Genomic DNA, 17,091 nt, shown 5'->3' on the forward strand with positions numbered 1-17,091 from the left:
AATCTAAGCCATATATCAGCGAAAATGAGGTTTTATCAGCGAATCTAAGCCATATATCAGCGAAATCAAAATTAGCAACAATATTCTAACAAAGAACCATTACGGACTCGTCTAAAAAGAGGATATAAATTTAAGTCCAGAAGGAGGTACCTATGGCCGGAAATGTTCCAATCCAATATTCCAGTACACCGCTTCAAACTACAACCCGCAATTCAGAACCGGGACTCGTACGCTGGTTACTAATCACACTCGCATTAGCATTTTTAGGTTTGTTTTTGGTGCTACCATTGGTTGCCATTTTTATAAAAGCCTTTGATAAGGGTATAGCCGTTTTCCTAGAGGCCGTTAGCAATCCAGATGCATTATCTGCAATCAAGTTAACTTTGATCATTACCTTGATTACCGTGCCACTTAATGCCATCTTTGGCGTGGCTGCCGCCTGGGCCGTAACCAAGTTCAATTTTAAGGGAAAAAGTCTACTGATTACGATTATTGATCTGCCATTTGCCATCTCCCCAGTCATCGCGGGATTGGTATTTGTTCTATTATTTAGTGCGCATGGCTTATTTGGACAATGGTTAATCGACCATAATATCAAAATTATTTTCGCAGTACCCGGAATCGCCCTGGCAACACTTTTAGTGACATTGCCCTTTGTCGCCCGGGAACTCATTCCATTGATGCAAACTCAGGGGACGGCCGATGAGGAAGCATCCTTGACACTGGGGGCGAGCGGTTGGAAGACATTCCTTTTGGTAACTCTGCCGAATATTAAATGGGGACTATTATATGGGATTATTCTCTGTAGTGCTCGAGCAATTGGGGAGTTTGGAGCTGTTTCGGTCGTTTCAGGACATATCCGAGGAATGACGAATACAATGCCGCTCCATATTGAAATTTTATACAATGAATATCAATTTTCCGCGGCATTTGCGGTTGCTTCCTTAATGTCATTTTTTTCCATCATAACCTTGATTGTAAAAAATGTCATTGAATGGAAAGCAAAAAAATCATTTGAACCTGGAGAAGGAGTTCACTAAGATGAGCATTCAAATTCAAAATATCTCAAAATCATTTGGGAACTTTCAAGCCCTCGATCAAATTAATCTTGATATTCAAACAGGGGAGCTCGTCGCTCTTCTTGGTCCGTCTGGTTCTGGGAAAACATCACTTCTAAGAATCATCGCAGGCTTAGAAGGTGCGAATCAGGGAGCCATTTTGTTCGGAGAAGAAGACATGACCCATATCAGTACAAAGGAGCGGAAAGTAGGATTTGTTTTCCAGCATTATGCCTTGTTTCGTCATATGACTGTTTTTGAAAATGTGGCCTATGGATTAAAAGTCCGGCCAAGGAAAACGCGTCCTTCCAAAACCGAAATAAAAGAAAAGGTCATGGAATTACTAAAGCTAGTAAAATTAGAAGCCTTTGCTGAACGGTATCCTTCCCATTTGTCAGGCGGCCAGCGGCAGCGGGTGGCATTAGCGAGAGCACTGGCTGTTGAGCCCAAGGTTCTCTTGTTAGATGAACCATTTGGTGCGTTAGATGCCAAAGTCCGCAAAGATCTTCGCAGATGGCTAAGAAAGCTCCATGATGACTACCAGATTACGAGCATTTTTGTGACGCACGACCAAGAGGAAGCGCTGGATGTTGCCGATCGAGTTGTCGTGATGAATGAAGGGAAGATTGAGCAAATCGGCACGCCAGAGGAAGTATATGAAAATCCAAACAGTCCTTTTGTTTATCACTTTTTAGGAAATGTTAATTTGTTTAAAGGGCGCCTCCATAAAGGGAAATTACAACACGGTAATTTTGAAGTCGATGCACCCGAATTCTCCGCAACAGAGAATACCGAGGCAGTCGGTTACGTTCGACCGCATGATATAAGTATCGAAAGAGAGGCTAGCCTGGATTCAGTTGCTGCAAAAATTAATTATATTCATTTAGTCGGCGCCACCGTCCAACTTGAACTGATTCGAAAAGATAATGGCGAGTACCTAGAAGTGGAATTAAGAAAGGAGCAATTTCGAAGCCTTAATCTAAAGTCAGGGGAAGAAGTGTTTGTAAAACCAAAACAATTAAAGGTTTTTATTCCTGCTGATTATTCCATTTAAATAAGAAAACCAAAGGCCTATACTCAAATCGAGCATAGGCCTTTAATGGTTTGGAAAGGAGTAGGCATACCTCTATCTATTAGTTCCAGTCCGTATGAAAGACTCCTTCCATATCAGTTCGCTCATACGTATGGGCACCGAAATAATCCCGTTGTGCCTGTAAAAGGCTGGCATTTGAACGGCCGTTTCGGTAACTATCGAAATAAGAAAGGGAAGTACTTAAACATGGAAAGGCGATACCGGAATTTATACCCTCGCATACCATTTTCCTTAGTCCTGATTGATACTCTTTTGTTTTTTCAGCGAAAAATGGTGCGATTAATAAATTCTTCAGATTTACTTGACTCTGATAGGCTTCACTGATTACGTTTAAAAACTCGGCCCGAATAATACAGCCGCCCCGGAAAATAAGTGCAATCTCTTCTAATGGTAAATTCCAGTCATAGAGATCAGATGCCATTTTATATTGTGTAAAACCCTGGGCATAGGCGCAAACTTTCCCCATATATAATGCTTGTCTAACGTACTCAATCCATAAATTCTTATCTAAAGCCTGCTGGTCCATTCCTGGGCCTGCTAATATATCTTCTGCTATGACCCGTTCCTCTTTTAATGAAGATACATACCGGGCGAACAATGACTCGGTAATGATTGATAGGGGGATACCGTTATCTATCGCTTGCATGCTTGTCCATTTACCTGTGCCTTTTTGCCCTACTTTATCAAGGATGACATCGATCAGTGGTAAATCTGTTTTTTCATCTTTTTTCTTTAAAATTTCTGCCGTGATTTCGATTAGGTAACTTTTCAGTTCACCCTGATTCCATGTTCCAAAGATATCAGCAATTTCATTCACAGATAACTGTAACCTATCCCTTAAAAAGGTATAGGCTTCAGCAATCAATTGCATATCAGCATATTCAATTCCATTATGGACCATTTTCACAAAATGCCCTGCACCTTTTGGACCAATATATGTGCAACATGGGGTCCCATCGACTTGGGCTGCTATTTTTGTAAGAATGGGAGCAACCTTTTCATAAGCTTCTTTATCTCCGCCAGGCATGATTGACGGGCCATTTAATGCGCCTACTTCACCACCAGAAATACCAATCCCTAAATAATCAATTCCTTTAGTCTTCAATTCATCATATCTTCGGGCTGTATCTTCGTAATGGGAGTTGCCGCCGTCCATGATCATATCACCTTGCTCAAGAAAAGGTACTAATGAAGAAATCACAGAATCTATCGCGGCACCAGCTGTGACCATAAGAAAGATCTTTCTTGGGGTTTCTAAGGACTGAACAAAACTTTGCACGTCATAGTACGGGTCGATCGATTGATTTTCAATTCTATGTATAAGTTTATCTGTTAAATCTCTCGTGTAATTATAGACAGCTACTTTTTCACCTTTGTTCGCCATATTTAAGGCGATGTTGCTGCCCATTACACCTAAACCAATAACTCCAATTGTATTGTCCATTTAACTTCCTTCTCCTTTTTATAAAAATGGCTATGTTAAACTTGCCTGTTGATTTCCGTTCCAGGCGCTTCGCTTTCCGCGGGCGGTTCGGGGAGCCTCCTCGTCGCTGCGCTCCTGCGGGGTCTCCCCTGCCCCGTCCTCCCGCAGGAGCGTAGCGCCTTCCACTCCAATCAACAGGGTGCCAAAATCAACAATAAGCTTTAACATAGCCATAAAAATAAAAGGCAGTAAATCCGCCGCTTTAATACTTAGTGAATTCTAAGTATAAGAGGGGGGACCCTGCCCTTTAGATAACCAAGCAGCAGATAATGAATAAAGCTTCTGCTGCTGGTCACGATTATTAAACGAATAAACTTAGTAAAAGAATAAATCCTAATCCACAAACGGAAATAATTGTCTCAAGTAATGTCCATGTTGCGAATGTTTCTTTCATGCTTAAACCAAAATACTCTTTGAACATCCAGAAACCGGCATCGTTAACGTGAGATAAAATTAAGCTACCCGCTCCAGTAGCAAGGACGACTAATGCAAGGTTAACATCTGTTTGACCCAACATTGGGATTACTAAACCAGCAGTTGTTAATGCTGCAACAGTGGCAGATCCTAAGGCAATTCGTAAAATTGCCGCGATAATCCACGCAAGTAATATCGGTGATATGGAAGTACCTTTGAATAATTCAGCTACGTAGTCACCTACACCGCCATTAATTAATACTTGTTTGAAAGCACCGCCGCCGCCGATGATTAGGAGCATCATACCAATAGCATTAATGGCTGATGTACAAGAATCCATTACATCTCTGATTGGAATTTTTCTTGCCAAGCCCATTGTATAGATAGCAAATAATAAAGAGATGACCATCGCAGTAGAGGCACCGCCAATAAAGCGGATAATGGCGAGTCCGGTATTATCTTCAAAGCCCATTGTTTTTTGAAGCAAAGTAATAATTGTAGCAATTGACATTAAAATAACAGGAAGCATTGCGGTAAATACACTGATACCAAACCCTGGTGTGTCTTCAAGTTTAAATGTTTTTTGTTCACCTAGAGAGGCAATATTACCAGTTCTTGTGAATGAAGCAGGTACGATTTTTTTGGCAAACTTTGTAAATATAGGTCCGGCAATAATAGCAGTTGGAATCGAAATAATAAAACCATATAGTAATACTTCACCAAGATTTGCACCATATTCACCTGCGATGACAGTTGGCCCTGGGTGTGGCGGTAAGAAACCGTGTGTTACCGATAAAGCTGTTGCCATTGGAATACCTAGATATAAAATAGAAACATTTAATTGTCTTGAAATGGCAAATACGATTGGAATCAATAAAACTAGTCCTACTTCAAAGAATAAAGCAATTCCAATGATGAACGAAGATACGACTACAGCCCACTGAATATTTTTTTCTCCAAATTTATCGACGAGGGTCATCGCAATCCGTTGTGCGCCACCAGAATCCGCGATTAACTTACCTAGCATTGCACCAAGTCCAAAGATTAAAGCTAAATGACCAAGTGTTCCACCTAAACCAGCTTCAATGGTTGTGACGACATCGTCTAGTTTCATTCCAAGTGCTAAAGCAACACCGAACGAGACTATGATGAGTGAGACAAAAGTGTTTAATTTTAAGCCCATGATTAAAATAAGTAATGCGATAATTCCAATTGCTACAATGACCAATGGCATAATAATTCCTCCCAAAAATTAATGATGATTTAAAAACAATATGCAAGTAAACAGCCAAGCGGCTAGTGGCAGCCGCTAAACTGGGACTTATGCTTTTCTAATTATACTTCGTTGATATTTGGCAATTCGTGTATAATCTTCTTCTAATACTCTCGATAAATTAATAAAGATCGGCAATAATTGTCTATACTCTCTTGCAGCCTCTTCTTTAGGTGTATGTTTATAGGTACTGCCAATCATTTCAGAAACGACTTCAAAGGATTCGATTTTCCCAGTAGCATATAGGCCTAAGATACAAGCACCGAGACAAGAACTTTCGTAGCTTTCTGGAACGACTACATCCAAGTCAAAAATATCAGACATCATTTGACGCCAAACTTCTGACCTTGCGAAGCCACCAGTTGCTTGGATTCGAGTCACTGGTCCCTCCATACATTCAACTAATGCTAAAAATACGGTGTATAAATTGTAAATAACACCTTCGAGCGCAGATCGAATCATATGTTCCTTCTTATGTGCCATCGTTAAGCCGAAAAAGGATCCACGCACGTCTGGATTCCATAAGGGAGCACGTTCACCAGCAAGATATGGATGGAATAACAATCCATCGGACCCCGGTTTTACACCTTCTGCAATTTTGGTTAATACTTCATATGGATCAATTCCTAGTCTTTTCGCGGTTTCTACCTCTGAAGCTGCAAACTCATCCTTAATCCAGCGAAAGACCATCCCGCCATTGTTTACTGGCCCGCCGATAACCCAATGTTTTTCCGTTAATGCGTAGCAAAAGATTCTTCCTTTCTCATCGGTTTGCGGCTGGTCAATGATGGTACGAATTGCCCCGCTTGTTCCAATGGTTACGGCAATCTCACCTTTTCGAATCGCATTTACACCAAGATTGGAAAGGACGCCATCACTTGCACCAATTACAAAGGGAGTTAGAGGATCAATGCCCATTTGTTTTGCTAATTCTGGATTACAGTTTGTAAAAATTTCGGTGGTTGGCACGAGCTTAGATAATTGCTCACGTGATATACCAGCGATCTCTATTGCTTCCTTATCCCAATCTAATTCTTTGAGATTCATCATGCACATGGCAGAAGCAAGAGAATAATCGACAACATACTGGTCAAAGAACTTTTTAAATATATATTCCTTTATTCCGATATATTTTTTTGCTTTTTCGGCTATCTCGGGACGTTCATTCACAATCCACGTGATTTTGCTTAATGGCGACATCGGGTGAATAGGCGTTCCTGTTCGTCTATAGACTTCATGCCCATTTAATTCATTTTTTATTTTATGTGCCCAGGCCTCACTGCGATTATCTGCCCAAGTAATACAAGGTGTCAGCGGTTGGTCATTTTCATCCATGGCAATGAGGCTATGCATCGCACTGCTAAATGAGATGAATGAAATCTCTTTTTGGGGATGATTTTTCATGATCCTCGAAATGGTTTGTACCACTGCCATAAAGATTTCTTCTGGATCTTGTTCGGCTGTCGAAATATCAGGAGTATAGAGTGGGTAACCGATATTCTCTTGTTGGATGACTTCGCCTTTTTCAGTAAATAAAACAGCTTTTGTGCTTGTTGTACCGATGTCTAACCCTAACATATAGCTTGTCATTATTCCTGTACAACTCCTTTGTAAAGCATTAGTTGAGACCTCCAAAGGTCTTCTACTTTTCCTGCAACATCATCAAAGTTTTGATGCAAAGAGAGAATCATCAGGTCTCTATTTTTCGCATCGATCGCATCAATATAAAGTTGATGATTGTCCACAATACGTGGAAAGTCATCGTATTTTTCCTCGAAGCGGGCCCGCATCGACAATAGGATGAAAGCTTCCATTACAGGTTTTGCATTATTCCAGATCATCATGATGTAGGAATGATTAATCGCTCGAATAATTGTTTCATGGAATAAGACATCTTGATATGAAAACTCATCGGCATCATGATATTTGATGGCAATTTTCATCATCTCGAGTATTTTACTCAGTTCCTTAACTAACTCTTTGGTGTCTAATTTCACAAGCCGTTCATATACAAACGTTTCTATCAGTAATCGGACTTCATAAATTTCTACTATTTCTTTAATGGTAAAACCAATTACGACGGCACCCATTCTTTCTAAACGGATCAAATTTTCTGATGCAAGAGTTTTTAATGCTTCCCGAATAGGGGAACGGCTTACATCAAAGTCGGCAGCTAATTTATTTTCTGATAGGGTGGTACCGCTTTCAATAAGGCCTGAAATTATTCGCATTCTTAGCTCACAGGTGACACGTTCACCAGCAGAAGCTTTTAAAAGCCATTTTGCGGGATATAAGAATTCCTTTGATTCTGTCATTGATTCACCTTCTTGTTATACGAGTATACTTGTATACAAGTATTATAAGATACATATCAAAAAATGCAAGCGCTTTTTTTAATAAAGTCATGACAACGCAGGAAGGTGTATTCATTATTCTTAGCGAATTTAATTAAAATAATCTAAGAAAGGCCCATTAAATATAGAAGACTTGATGAAGAGGCCATATTACTGATGCATGAATGAATACATATGTTGAAAATATTGGCAGTTTTTTTAGGAGGAAATTAAGATGAGTATTTTTCTAAAACAAGTTTTTGTAGGTTTACCAAAAACGGTCGGAAATAAAGAGGCAAAGAATCCTATGGATCGAGAATGGACAAGCGCCATTTTTAAAGAGTTGGTTGAAGGACCTGTCTGGGTCGGGAAAACGGGTTTAAACGGTGATGGACAATGGGATTTGGAACATCATGGCGGGCCGGAAAAAGCTGTATTTGCTTATGGATTTGAAAATTACACCCATTGGCAAAAGGAACTAGGGATATCTGAGATAACATCCGGCGCAATGGGGGAGAACCTCGTCATGGAACAAATAAACGAGGAGGAGATTTCTATTGGTGATACTTTCCAGATTGGCGGGGCTGTTCTACAGGTATCACAGCCAAGGCAGCCCTGCTGGAAACCAGCCCGCCGTTTTAAAGTTAAAAACTTGGCGCTATTATTACAAAATACGGGCAGAACCGGCTGGTACTTTCGAGTGTTAACAGAGGGGTTTGTTGAAGATGGGCAGACGTTTACTTTGGTTGACCGACCATATCCACAATGGACCATTCAAAAGTGCAATCAAATTATCCATGCTAAGAAACAAAATATCGAGGAAATGCGTGAACTTTCCCAATGTGAATTGCTTGCACCAGGGATGAGAACCACGCTAGAGAAACGAATAGAAATGAGGGAAACACCGGATATCAGAAATAGGGTGTTTGGACCAAATGATTAATTGCTAATTGTCCTTCCTTTTCAAAAAAGCTGTAATATATAAATTTACAGCTTTTTTATGCTTGCTCTTTATAGGGGACCCTATACAATCTTTTATTAACAATCCCCGTAATAAGGGTAAGTAATAAAGATAGACCCACATAGTACGGCTGGTCCCACCATACCAAACTATGAAGGATCCCAAATTCGATCAGAACTTGGTTCACCGCATACATAAGTAATCCTGCTAAGATATATTTGCCCCACTTTATTTTCCATTTAAGGGTACTCATTAGACAATAAAACAGACTATCACATAAATAGAAAATAGCTGCTAAGGCAATCGAATCCCGTCCAGAATTTTCAAACCACCCAGGAGTGTATATTCGATTCGAGAAGAAGATGATCGGAAGTATATGGGCACTGCAAGATATGGAGCCAATAATTAAATAAAGCATCCAATTATGCTTGAGCCCTTTTGAAGGTGGTTTAATCCATTTATAATAAACTTTCGACATCGCAAAATAAAAGGGGAGTCCAAACCCAGTATATCCTAACCTCCACCAATTATGGGAATAGATATGGAGCTTTAAAAATAACCATTCAATCCCGACAAATACACCTGAAAAGAAGAACATCCAAATCCAGCCTAAATGAAAGGTTGCTATTAAGGTGGCAACTATGGGTAAAGAAAAGGCATTTGAGACAAATGCCCCCAAATTGTTGTCATAAAATGTATTATGCTGGATAAAATTAGGGTTGTATTTATAGCATGCTAAGAAATTAAAGATGATGGTCTCAATAATAAATCCTATACCAATCATGGTTAATAATAGGAATAGAGTTTGCGTATTTCTTTTTTTGAATAGTATAAAACAAAATAAACTAGTGCTGAGAACCAGTAAAGCATAATACCAATATGAATTATGCATATTATTCACTCCGATAGTAACTGGATTAATATAGTTTGTTCCTAAGAATGGAAATTATGCACTAGGGCTTACTATTTATAAACAAAACCACTAAGTAGAAACTTTTCTTAGTGGTTTACTTGGTTTTTAACAATGTTCTTATTTTTTATCAATCAGGTCATAGCCAACAATATCCAAATTCCTATAGAATCCTGTCTTACTAGGCGTTTTAAATCAACCTTCAAAAGGAATTACCTTGCTGTCTCCTCAAAAGTTACTTTAAGGACCTTTTCGGTCTGCTTGTTAAATTCAATTGTGATGAAAACGCCGAATTCCCTATTGTTTTCTTTTAACCAAAGCTTGAACCTTTCGGTGGAGGTTTGTGGTCCACTCGTTCTTCCAATGTGGAGATAATCAATTATTTTTGCATGCGGATATTTTTCATGAGTTTTCTTTAGTGCTAATGTACCCCACTTGGCATAGGAGGGAATCGGTTTGTGTTGTGCACTTACTTCATGAATGGGGGTCAGTGGATGTACACTTACCGAGATGAAAAGTAAGCTTATATATAAACTAATCAGGATCTTTTTCACGTAATTACCCTCTTTGTTTTTGCTTATATCATTTCATTTCGAGCAATAACTTATGTAGGTTTTTGTAAATCACTGTAATTATTAACCTTAAACACAAAATAATTCATAACCCTCGCTCATTGGTAAATAATACAATTGAGGTGGCGAAAATATGGATAAGGGAAATTTAAGACTCACAGCTTCCGAAATAGGTTCACTTTGGGGACAATATATAAATGGAACTATGACTGACGTGGTAAATAGATATATGGTCTCCATTATTGATGATCAATCAATAAAGGCCATTTTTGAGGATGCCATTCAGACCTTCGGAGGACAAAAGAAACAAGCCGCTGCTTTTTTAGAGAGTGAGGGCTTTCCGGTTCCGATTGGATTTACTGTATATGATATCAATAAAGGTGCAAAGAGATTATTTACTGATATATTTTGCTTAAATTACTTACATATCATGACCCTGCATGGGCTTATAGGTCATTCAACATCCTTATGTGTTTCTGTCAGAGCAGATTTACGCCATTTTTTCGATTCATGTTTAAATGATGGAAGTAGGATGTACCACCAAACCGTTGAGCTATTGCTCGAGAAAGGGCATTTCCAGCGCGACCCTTATATTTATTCTTCCGTGAACCCTGAGTTTATCTCCAGCAATGATTTCATCGATGGATTTTTTGGAAAAGGGAGAAGTTTAGCATCCATTGAAATCATCAGTATTTTTTTAAACCTAAAGAAAAGTATGATGAGTAAAGCCCTTTGTATTGGATTTAGTCAGGTTGCTCAATCAACAGAAGTAAGGAAGTTTATGACAAAGTCGCAAAACGTGGCTGAGCAGCATATCGCAACCTTTTCAAAAATCCTGCAGGCAGAGCATTTACCAGTTCCTCGTTCCATGGAAACGGAAGTGACCACTTCAACAATGTCTCCTTTTTCCGATAAGTTAATGATGTATCATATAGGTTTCTTGTCACAAGTTGCGCAAGCCTATCATGGGACAGGTTTGGCATCTTCCATGAGATCAGACCTCGTTGCAGCGTATGAAACCATTATTCTGAAAAATTTGTACGTAACCAAAAAATGGTTTAACATAATGGAACAAAATAAGTGGTTGGAGCAACCGCCACTTGCCCCTAATAGAACAGAAATTGCCAAAGAAAAATAATTAAGGGCCTAAAAGCCAAGATGTAGATGATATCTCGGCTTTTTACGTTTTCCGAGCAATAAACAGGAATGGAATTATATTCATAGAATTAATAAGAGTAGCAATCTGTTGTGGGAAAATTTTAGGTAAAAAGAGAAACACAAAATGGATTAAAGGGGGGATCATTTTGAAAATTAAATTATTAGATACATCTGATGCAGAGAGGTATTGGAAGTTAAGACTAGAAGCACTCAAGCAAAATCCAGAGGCATTTTTAACAAGTTATGAGGATGCCATAAAAAGAGAAAATCCCATTGAGCAAGTTGCCCGTAACTTTACCACAGAAGGAAACTTTACGTTTGGTGCATTTGATGATGATGAACTAATCGGAGTAGTCACCTTACTTCAAGAAAGTGCCGAGAAAATACGGCATCGAGCAAATATTTTTGCGATGTATGTCACGCCCAAGAAACAAGGACAAGGCGTAGGTAAGGCATTAATGGTAGAGGCGATCAATAAAGCTAAAACGATGGAAGAGATTGAAAAAATTAATTTATCAGTGATGGCAAGCAATGAAAAGGCGAAAAATCTTTATACCCAATTAGGTTTTAAAGTGTATGGATTTGAAGAAAATGCCCTTAAAGTGAACGGTATTCATTATAATGATGAACATATGGTTCTGCATTTGAAATTGGGGAAGGAAGATTCGAGCCTTAAAGGTGAAAGCATCTATATTAGACCATTTTCCACAGAAGATGCACAAGCACTCCTTACATTGCAAACTGTTAACCGTAGTTTTTTCGAAAAGTTTTCGATGGAACGAAATGACGATTTTTATACGGTCCAATCTCAATTGAACCGAATAAATATATATGAAGAAGATAGTAAAAATGATCAGACATATACGTTTGGAATTTTTAAAAATGATGGTCTCTTAATTGGTACTATTAATCTATTTCAAGTACTAAGAGGCTCGCTTCAAAGTGCGTTCATCGGTTATTTTTTAGATGAAAAGCACAATGGGAAGGGCTACACAACTGAAGCGGCTAAACTGCTAGTGAAATATGCATTCAATGAATTGAAATTACACCGGATAGAAGCCGGTGTCATGCCTCATAATATTGGTTCCATTCGAGTGTTAGAGAAATCCGGATTTCATAAAGAAGGAATCGCTTTGAAAAATGTAAAGATCAACGGAAAATGGGAAGACCATCAAGTTTTGGCGATTATTAATCCGAATGACTAATATTAATTAACGTGAAAAGGAAGGTCCTAGAAATGAATATAGTTGAAAAAGCGCTGCAGATAGCGAGTAAAAGTCATCGAAACCAATGCAGAAAGAATACCGACATCCCTTATATCACGCACCCAGTTACCGTCGGAATGATGTTAATGAAAGCAGGGTACGATGATGACATCATCGCAGCGGCAATTTTGCATGATACGGTTGAAGATACAGAACTTACTTTGAAAGACATTGAGCGGGAATTTGGACCAAGAATTGCTAGGATTGTGGAAGGATGTTCTGAACCCAATAAATCACTCCCCTGGAAGGAGCGGAAGGAACATACTATTGAGTTTTTAAAGACAGCATCAGAGGAAATTCGTGTCGTTGCCTGTGCGGATAAATTACATAACATTCGCTCCATAGTAAAGGATTATGATCAGCTGGGGGATGCTGTGTGGAACATTTTTAACGCCGGCAAAGAACTGCAAGCGTGGTACTACACAAATATTGTTGACAGTCTCGGTCACATGTCATCGTTCCCATTACTAAAGGAATTAGACGTTGAAGTAAATCTGCTTTTTAAAAAATAATGTCGATAAGACTCGAATCGGAAGGAGAGGACCTTGGTAAAGGAACTCTTTTTTTCAATTATGTTATAATAAAGTCACGAGAGTAAATGATTTTAATATGTGTATATTATGATAGGGGGCAAAAGTGATATGAATAAGAAAGAAATGTTGCCAACCGAAATTTCCATTAAAGATAAAAAACATATGGTAAAAGGAAATGCTATAAGGACAGCCGTATTTGCACGAAGCAAAGTAATTGAGGTTATGACTGCTGACCAGGAAAGATATTATCTTATTTATTATAAAAATGCCCTTATATATGGGGAGAAGCTTGATCAGATTGAAGAAGGAACATTTATAGATAAGGCATTTCATGAAGGTATCATTATTGAATCCCCGCATCCGCTCTTAAGTGTATTAATTCCCCACGTAAACATCACTATTCCGAATAAAAATAACCTATTTTCTCAGTTACAAATCCATTATTCACTTCAGGAAATGGTCTACATTCTGACAACACTTGACTCGTTTTTTCAAAAAGAACAGCTTATTAAGATTATCGACAAAGTGTTCTTCCACTTTAGAAGAAGCGGGAAATTTATGAAATCCTTTCAAATCATTCAAATGTTATGTGAGTTTGAACCGACATTAAAATCTGCACAAGATCGTTTGTCCTCTCTCGAATTTAGTTCAAACAACCATTTTTACCATTCCTCGAGTTTACCTGTAATCCAAATGAAGGACCCTCTATATGTTGAATTACATTGCTTCAAAAATCGAACCAATCCAGATGAACGAATTTTATTAGAAGAAATAGTGAGTAAACAAGACGATTTAGTTGAGTTATTGTTGTGGTTGGAAAATACAGGGAAATACAAAGAGACTAAATTGATTGAAAAGTATACGAGTATTGCGTTACGTTATGTGACGATGGAAGAATGGATGCTGATATTGGCTCAACTCAACATCAATCCGTTTCATGTGCTGCATGATTCAAAATCTATTATCAAAAAAATGCTTAAAGATGGTAATTATGAGAAAGCTGCCTTATGCATATTAGATTTTATCGATGACATGCCCGCCTCCTACGATGCCATTCTTCTTTTAATCTGGGAGCATTCCGACCCAATATTTGTGATTGCACATTTTGATCAATTCATTATGTTATTGCAGCATCTTTCCCACGAAGAGAAGACGAAACAATTTGAAGAAATGGTCTTTAAATTTGCTGAAATCCTTCTTAAGGAGCATGATCTTAAAACTGTTCATGAAAAACTTATCCCTATTCAAAAGGTAATCCCAGATTTAGATGTGATTAGAAAAATTAGTGAAATGGTAAATTTATTAGAGGATCCCGATCGGATGATGGAATTGGGTGATTATTATGCGGAGTTTAAACAATTCGATCAAGCAATCGATTGCTTCTTCTGGGAAATGGAGCTGCAGCCGCAAAATCCTTCTCCCGTACGAAAAATCAGTAAAATGTATCAATCTAAAGGGATGGTAAAAGAGGCTTCAGCCTATCAAAAAATTTTCGCTCAATTAAAAAGTAATCAAGAAACTGGATGACCCCCATCATCCGCTTAACTAGTAGCATAAACTAAGGTCATCAGAGTAGACTTCTGATGACCTTTCGTGGTTACTATACCTTTAATCATAAAAACTAAATTCTGTTTTTAACATCCTCTCTTATCAGTTCGATAATATTCTCGGATAAATTCGCAGGCAGGGATGTCCCATTCTTAAAAACCCAGGCATTAACAACTTCAAAGTCCTCTTTTTTAAAGGTAATACTATAATCTTGGTCTTCGTATGTAAAATCAGCTGTCACTTCTTCTTGGTCATAAGCTTCCTCATCAATAATCATATTAAATATTTCATAAGGTTTCACGGTTATGCTCCTTTGTATCTTTATTGTATGTAAATAGGGTTAACTTTAAAAATATGTTTATTCAATGGTAGCTACAAAAACTACTATATTTCACTTTAATATATTAAATAAGAATATGATAAAATGGGGATGGGAGCGAATGGAGGTTGGCAGCAATTGATTACTTTCTATAAAATCCTTGTATGTATACATATTTTTTCAGCCATCTTGGGGATGGGTCCAGGTTTCATATTAACGACAGTGGTCAAATCTGGGAAGAACATGACCGAATTAAGACATTCATATAGGATTAGACATAAGTTACATATATTTGTAATGGTCGGCGGCACGCTTTTATTAATCACAGGGTTGAGCATGGGGTTCATTAATCCGAGCCTGTTTCGGATGGGATGGTATGTAACCAGTCTCTTTCTCTTTTTGGCTGCGCTAGCAATTGGACCTCTCGTTTTATCACCTAGGTCAAAACCAGTTAAAGCCCTTTTAGCGTCGCACAAAGGAGAAGAAATTCCCGAAGAATATTGGAGTTTATCAAAAGTTCTTTTTCGATTTGAAAACCTTGAAAATGTGATCTTTCTCATCATCATCGCCCTGATGATTTTCAAGCCATTCTAAAAAGGTGTCAGGCACCACTCGTAGACAAATGTCCACGAACGGTGCCTGACACCTTTTAATTTATCATGTCTTTTAAGTTTACCGCTTAACTTGGAATAGGACTGCTTTTAACGTGGAAGGTGAGAATAAGCTAATCGGATGGGCTTTCAGTTGAAGTACATTGATAAGCTTTCCATATACATTTTGATTGCTTTCACAGGCTAAAATCACTCGTTTTACATACCACTTCAGTAATGGCAGTCCAAACGGTTTTGCACCGTCGGTATGGGTGAAGCGAAAGTCTTCAGTTAAAGCGATTAACCATGGGACATCTATGATTTTACTGAAGCTTCGATGAGCATTATTCGATATTTGCGTAAGTTTATTTTTATGTAACGCTTTTTGAAGTTCCTTTTTCAGAGCAATCGCCTCAAGTGCAGCAATGCTCATTCCCTGACCAAATACAGGATCAATACGGCAAAAGGCATCCCCGATAACAATTAGTCCATTTGGGAACCGTTGTAACTTATCATAATGAAAACGTCGTAATGCAGGGAAGCGGTAAACGCTGACATCCGTATCAGGTGTTCCATTTTTAATTGCCTCATATACATCGGCTTGTTCAAGACTTTTGGCATACTTAATGAATTCCTCTTCTGTACTTGGTGGCGATTCCACTCCATACCCAAGTAAAGTCACCATCCACCGCTGATTTTCAATCGGGAAAATCCCTCCTCCATGGGTTTGTTTTGGAGGATTGGGATAAACCAACAAACTCCCCCAGTCATTATTTATGGAGGAAAGGGAGCTGTAGATTCGGCTGGCATAGAAAAGGTTGACTTTTACTTCGGTTTTTTGGGGGGCATCGAAACCTAATTGTCTGAGCCAATTAGATAAACTTGACCTAGCACCTGTAGCGTCAACAACCAAATCAGCCTTAAGTGAAATGGCTGCTTCTCCATCATTTTGAATCTCTACTCCTACGATACTGGTAGATTCACTACTGATCAGTAACTTTTTCACTTTAGCACCATATAAAAAGTTTATATTCGGAATCATCTCTAGTCTGCGATGGATATGCCATTCAAGGAATGGTCTGCTTTGCTGGATAATTGACATGCCGGCTTGATATTTCACCTTCCAGCATCCATGATGATTCCAGGCCAGTTCACTCGCAAAATCAGATTTTACTGATCCATCTGCGATAAGTTCATCCACAATCCCTGGAAAAAGGTCATTTAATATCTCCTCGCCACTTTTCAAAAGGGCGTGACCATGTGCCCCTTGTGGCACTCCGGTTCTAGTAAAATCCTTTTCATTCATATGGTCCTTCTCTAAAATTAACACTTCTTTGAAGAAATCGGACAAAATCCGCGCTGCGAGCAAACCGGCAATGCTTCCGCCGATAACCAGTGCTTTTTCTCCTAAAAACCTATTTGTTGTTGACATTCCTAGCAAACCTCCGATAATACTATTTGCACGATATAATTAATGGTTAGTATTATATCATTTTTTTATGGTTCCTATGAGTTTAGAATGTGTAGGATTTACCTAAACTAATAGGGAATTAAAGAGAAAATCGGATTAGAGGGAGATTG

The 17,091-nt window shown here is 38.5% G+C and carries 16 protein-coding genes and 1 pseudogene; 9 read left to right on the plus strand and 8 right to left on the minus strand.

What is annotated here, in order from left to right:
- The first annotated feature begins 152 nt into the window (after positions 1-152).
- Together cysW and J7E67_RS07650 are read left to right on the plus strand one after the other, a co-directional pair.
- The gene (gene cysW, locus J7E67_RS07645; RefSeq protein WP_214731311.1) at positions 153-1,040 is read left to right on the plus strand and encodes a sulfate ABC transporter permease subunit CysW; all 888 of its coding nucleotides are present in this window, start codon (positions 153-155) and stop codon (positions 1,038-1,040) included.
- A 1-nt stretch (position 1,041) separates the two neighbouring features.
- Entirely contained in the window at positions 1,042-2,112 is a 1,071-nt protein-coding gene (locus J7E67_RS07650) for a sulfate/molybdate ABC transporter ATP-binding protein (protein WP_214715753.1), read from the plus strand.
- A gap of 79 nt (positions 2,113-2,191) precedes the next feature.
- Here the strand turns inward: J7E67_RS07650 and gnd are convergent, their stop codons facing one another.
- The 4 genes from gnd to J7E67_RS07670 all read right to left on the minus strand — a co-directional run bounded on the left by gnd (position 2,192) and on the right by J7E67_RS07670 (position 7,636).
- Entirely contained in the window at positions 2,192-3,595 is a 1,404-nt protein-coding gene (gnd, locus tag J7E67_RS07655; RefSeq protein WP_214715751.1) for a decarboxylating NADP(+)-dependent phosphogluconate dehydrogenase, read from the minus strand.
- Positions 3,596-3,935: 340 nt separating this feature from the next.
- Positions 3,936-5,282 carry a GntP family permease gene (locus tag J7E67_RS07660; protein WP_214715749.1) on the minus strand — a complete coding sequence of 449 codons (1,347 nt, stop codon included), beginning with the start codon at positions 5,280-5,282 and terminating at the stop codon, positions 3,936-3,938.
- 87 nt (positions 5,283-5,369) lie between these two features.
- A complete protein-coding gene (gene gntK, locus J7E67_RS07665) occupies positions 5,370-6,911 on the minus strand; it encodes a gluconokinase (protein ID WP_214731313.1) in 1,542 nt (513 codons plus the stop codon).
- On the minus strand, positions 6,911-7,636 hold the full coding sequence (locus J7E67_RS07670; protein ID WP_214715746.1) for a GntR family transcriptional regulator: 726 nt from the start codon (positions 7,634-7,636) through the stop codon (positions 6,911-6,913). Before J7E67_RS07670 ends, gntK begins: the two co-directional genes overlap by 1 nt.
- Positions 7,637-7,889: 253 nt before the next feature.
- On the opposite strand from J7E67_RS07670, the gene J7E67_RS07675 reads away from it, so the two are divergent.
- Positions 7,890-8,597 (plus strand): MOSC domain-containing protein, encoded by a 708-nt coding sequence (locus J7E67_RS07675; protein ID WP_214715745.1) that lies wholly within the window; start codon positions 7,890-7,892, stop codon positions 8,595-8,597.
- 55 nt (positions 8,598-8,652) lie between these two features.
- Here the strand turns inward: J7E67_RS07675 and J7E67_RS07680 are convergent, their stop codons facing one another.
- A complete protein-coding gene (locus J7E67_RS07680) occupies positions 8,653-9,507 on the minus strand; it encodes a hypothetical protein (protein WP_214715744.1) in 855 nt (284 codons plus the stop codon).
- Between the two features lie 230 nt (positions 9,508-9,737).
- Positions 9,738-10,079 (minus strand): DUF3889 domain-containing protein, encoded by a 342-nt coding sequence (locus tag J7E67_RS07685; protein ID WP_214715743.1) that lies wholly within the window; start codon positions 10,077-10,079, stop codon positions 9,738-9,740.
- A 151-nt stretch (positions 10,080-10,230) separates the two neighbouring features.
- On the opposite strand from J7E67_RS07685, the gene J7E67_RS07690 reads away from it, so the two are divergent.
- From J7E67_RS07690 to J7E67_RS07710, 5 genes and pseudogenes are all read left to right on the plus strand, one after another.
- Entirely contained in the window at positions 10,231-11,235 is a 1,005-nt protein-coding gene (locus J7E67_RS07690) for a DUF3231 family protein (RefSeq protein WP_214731315.1), read from the plus strand.
- 166 nt (positions 11,236-11,401) lie between these two features.
- Positions 11,402-11,878, plus strand: a pseudogene (locus tag J7E67_RS07695) (GNAT family N-acetyltransferase); the annotation flags it as partial.
- A 9-nt stretch (positions 11,879-11,887) separates the two neighbouring features.
- Positions 11,888-12,460 (plus strand): GNAT family N-acetyltransferase, encoded by a 573-nt coding sequence (locus J7E67_RS07700; RefSeq protein WP_214715889.1) that lies wholly within the window; start codon positions 11,888-11,890, stop codon positions 12,458-12,460.
- Positions 12,461-12,492: 32 nt separating this feature from the next.
- On the plus strand, positions 12,493-13,032 hold the full coding sequence (locus tag J7E67_RS07705; RefSeq protein ID WP_214715741.1) for an HD domain-containing protein: 540 nt from the start codon (positions 12,493-12,495) through the stop codon (positions 13,030-13,032).
- A gap of 129 nt (positions 13,033-13,161) precedes the next feature.
- On the plus strand, positions 13,162-14,580 hold the full coding sequence (locus J7E67_RS07710; protein WP_214715739.1) for a tetratricopeptide repeat protein: 1,419 nt from the start codon (positions 13,162-13,164) through the stop codon (positions 14,578-14,580).
- Positions 14,581-14,674: 94 nt separating this feature from the next.
- Here the strand turns inward: J7E67_RS07710 and J7E67_RS07715 are convergent, their stop codons facing one another.
- Positions 14,675-14,902, minus strand: a complete 228-nt coding sequence (locus J7E67_RS07715; RefSeq protein WP_214715738.1) for a hypothetical protein — start codon at positions 14,900-14,902, stop codon at positions 14,675-14,677.
- Between the two features lie 156 nt (positions 14,903-15,058).
- Between J7E67_RS07715 and J7E67_RS07720 the strand changes: the two genes are divergently transcribed.
- Positions 15,059-15,514 carry a DUF2269 family protein gene (locus J7E67_RS07720; RefSeq protein WP_214715737.1) on the plus strand — a complete coding sequence of 152 codons (456 nt, stop codon included), beginning with the start codon at positions 15,059-15,061 and terminating at the stop codon, positions 15,512-15,514.
- A 78-nt stretch (positions 15,515-15,592) separates the two neighbouring features.
- Here J7E67_RS07720 and J7E67_RS07725 read toward each other — a convergent pair whose 3' ends face one another.
- Positions 15,593-16,942, minus strand: a complete 1,350-nt coding sequence (locus tag J7E67_RS07725; protein ID WP_214715736.1) for an FAD-dependent oxidoreductase — start codon at positions 16,940-16,942, stop codon at positions 15,593-15,595.
- Between the last annotated feature and the right edge of the window lie 149 nt (positions 16,943-17,091).

This window comes from Bacillus sp. ISL-46 (genome assembly GCF_018613205.1).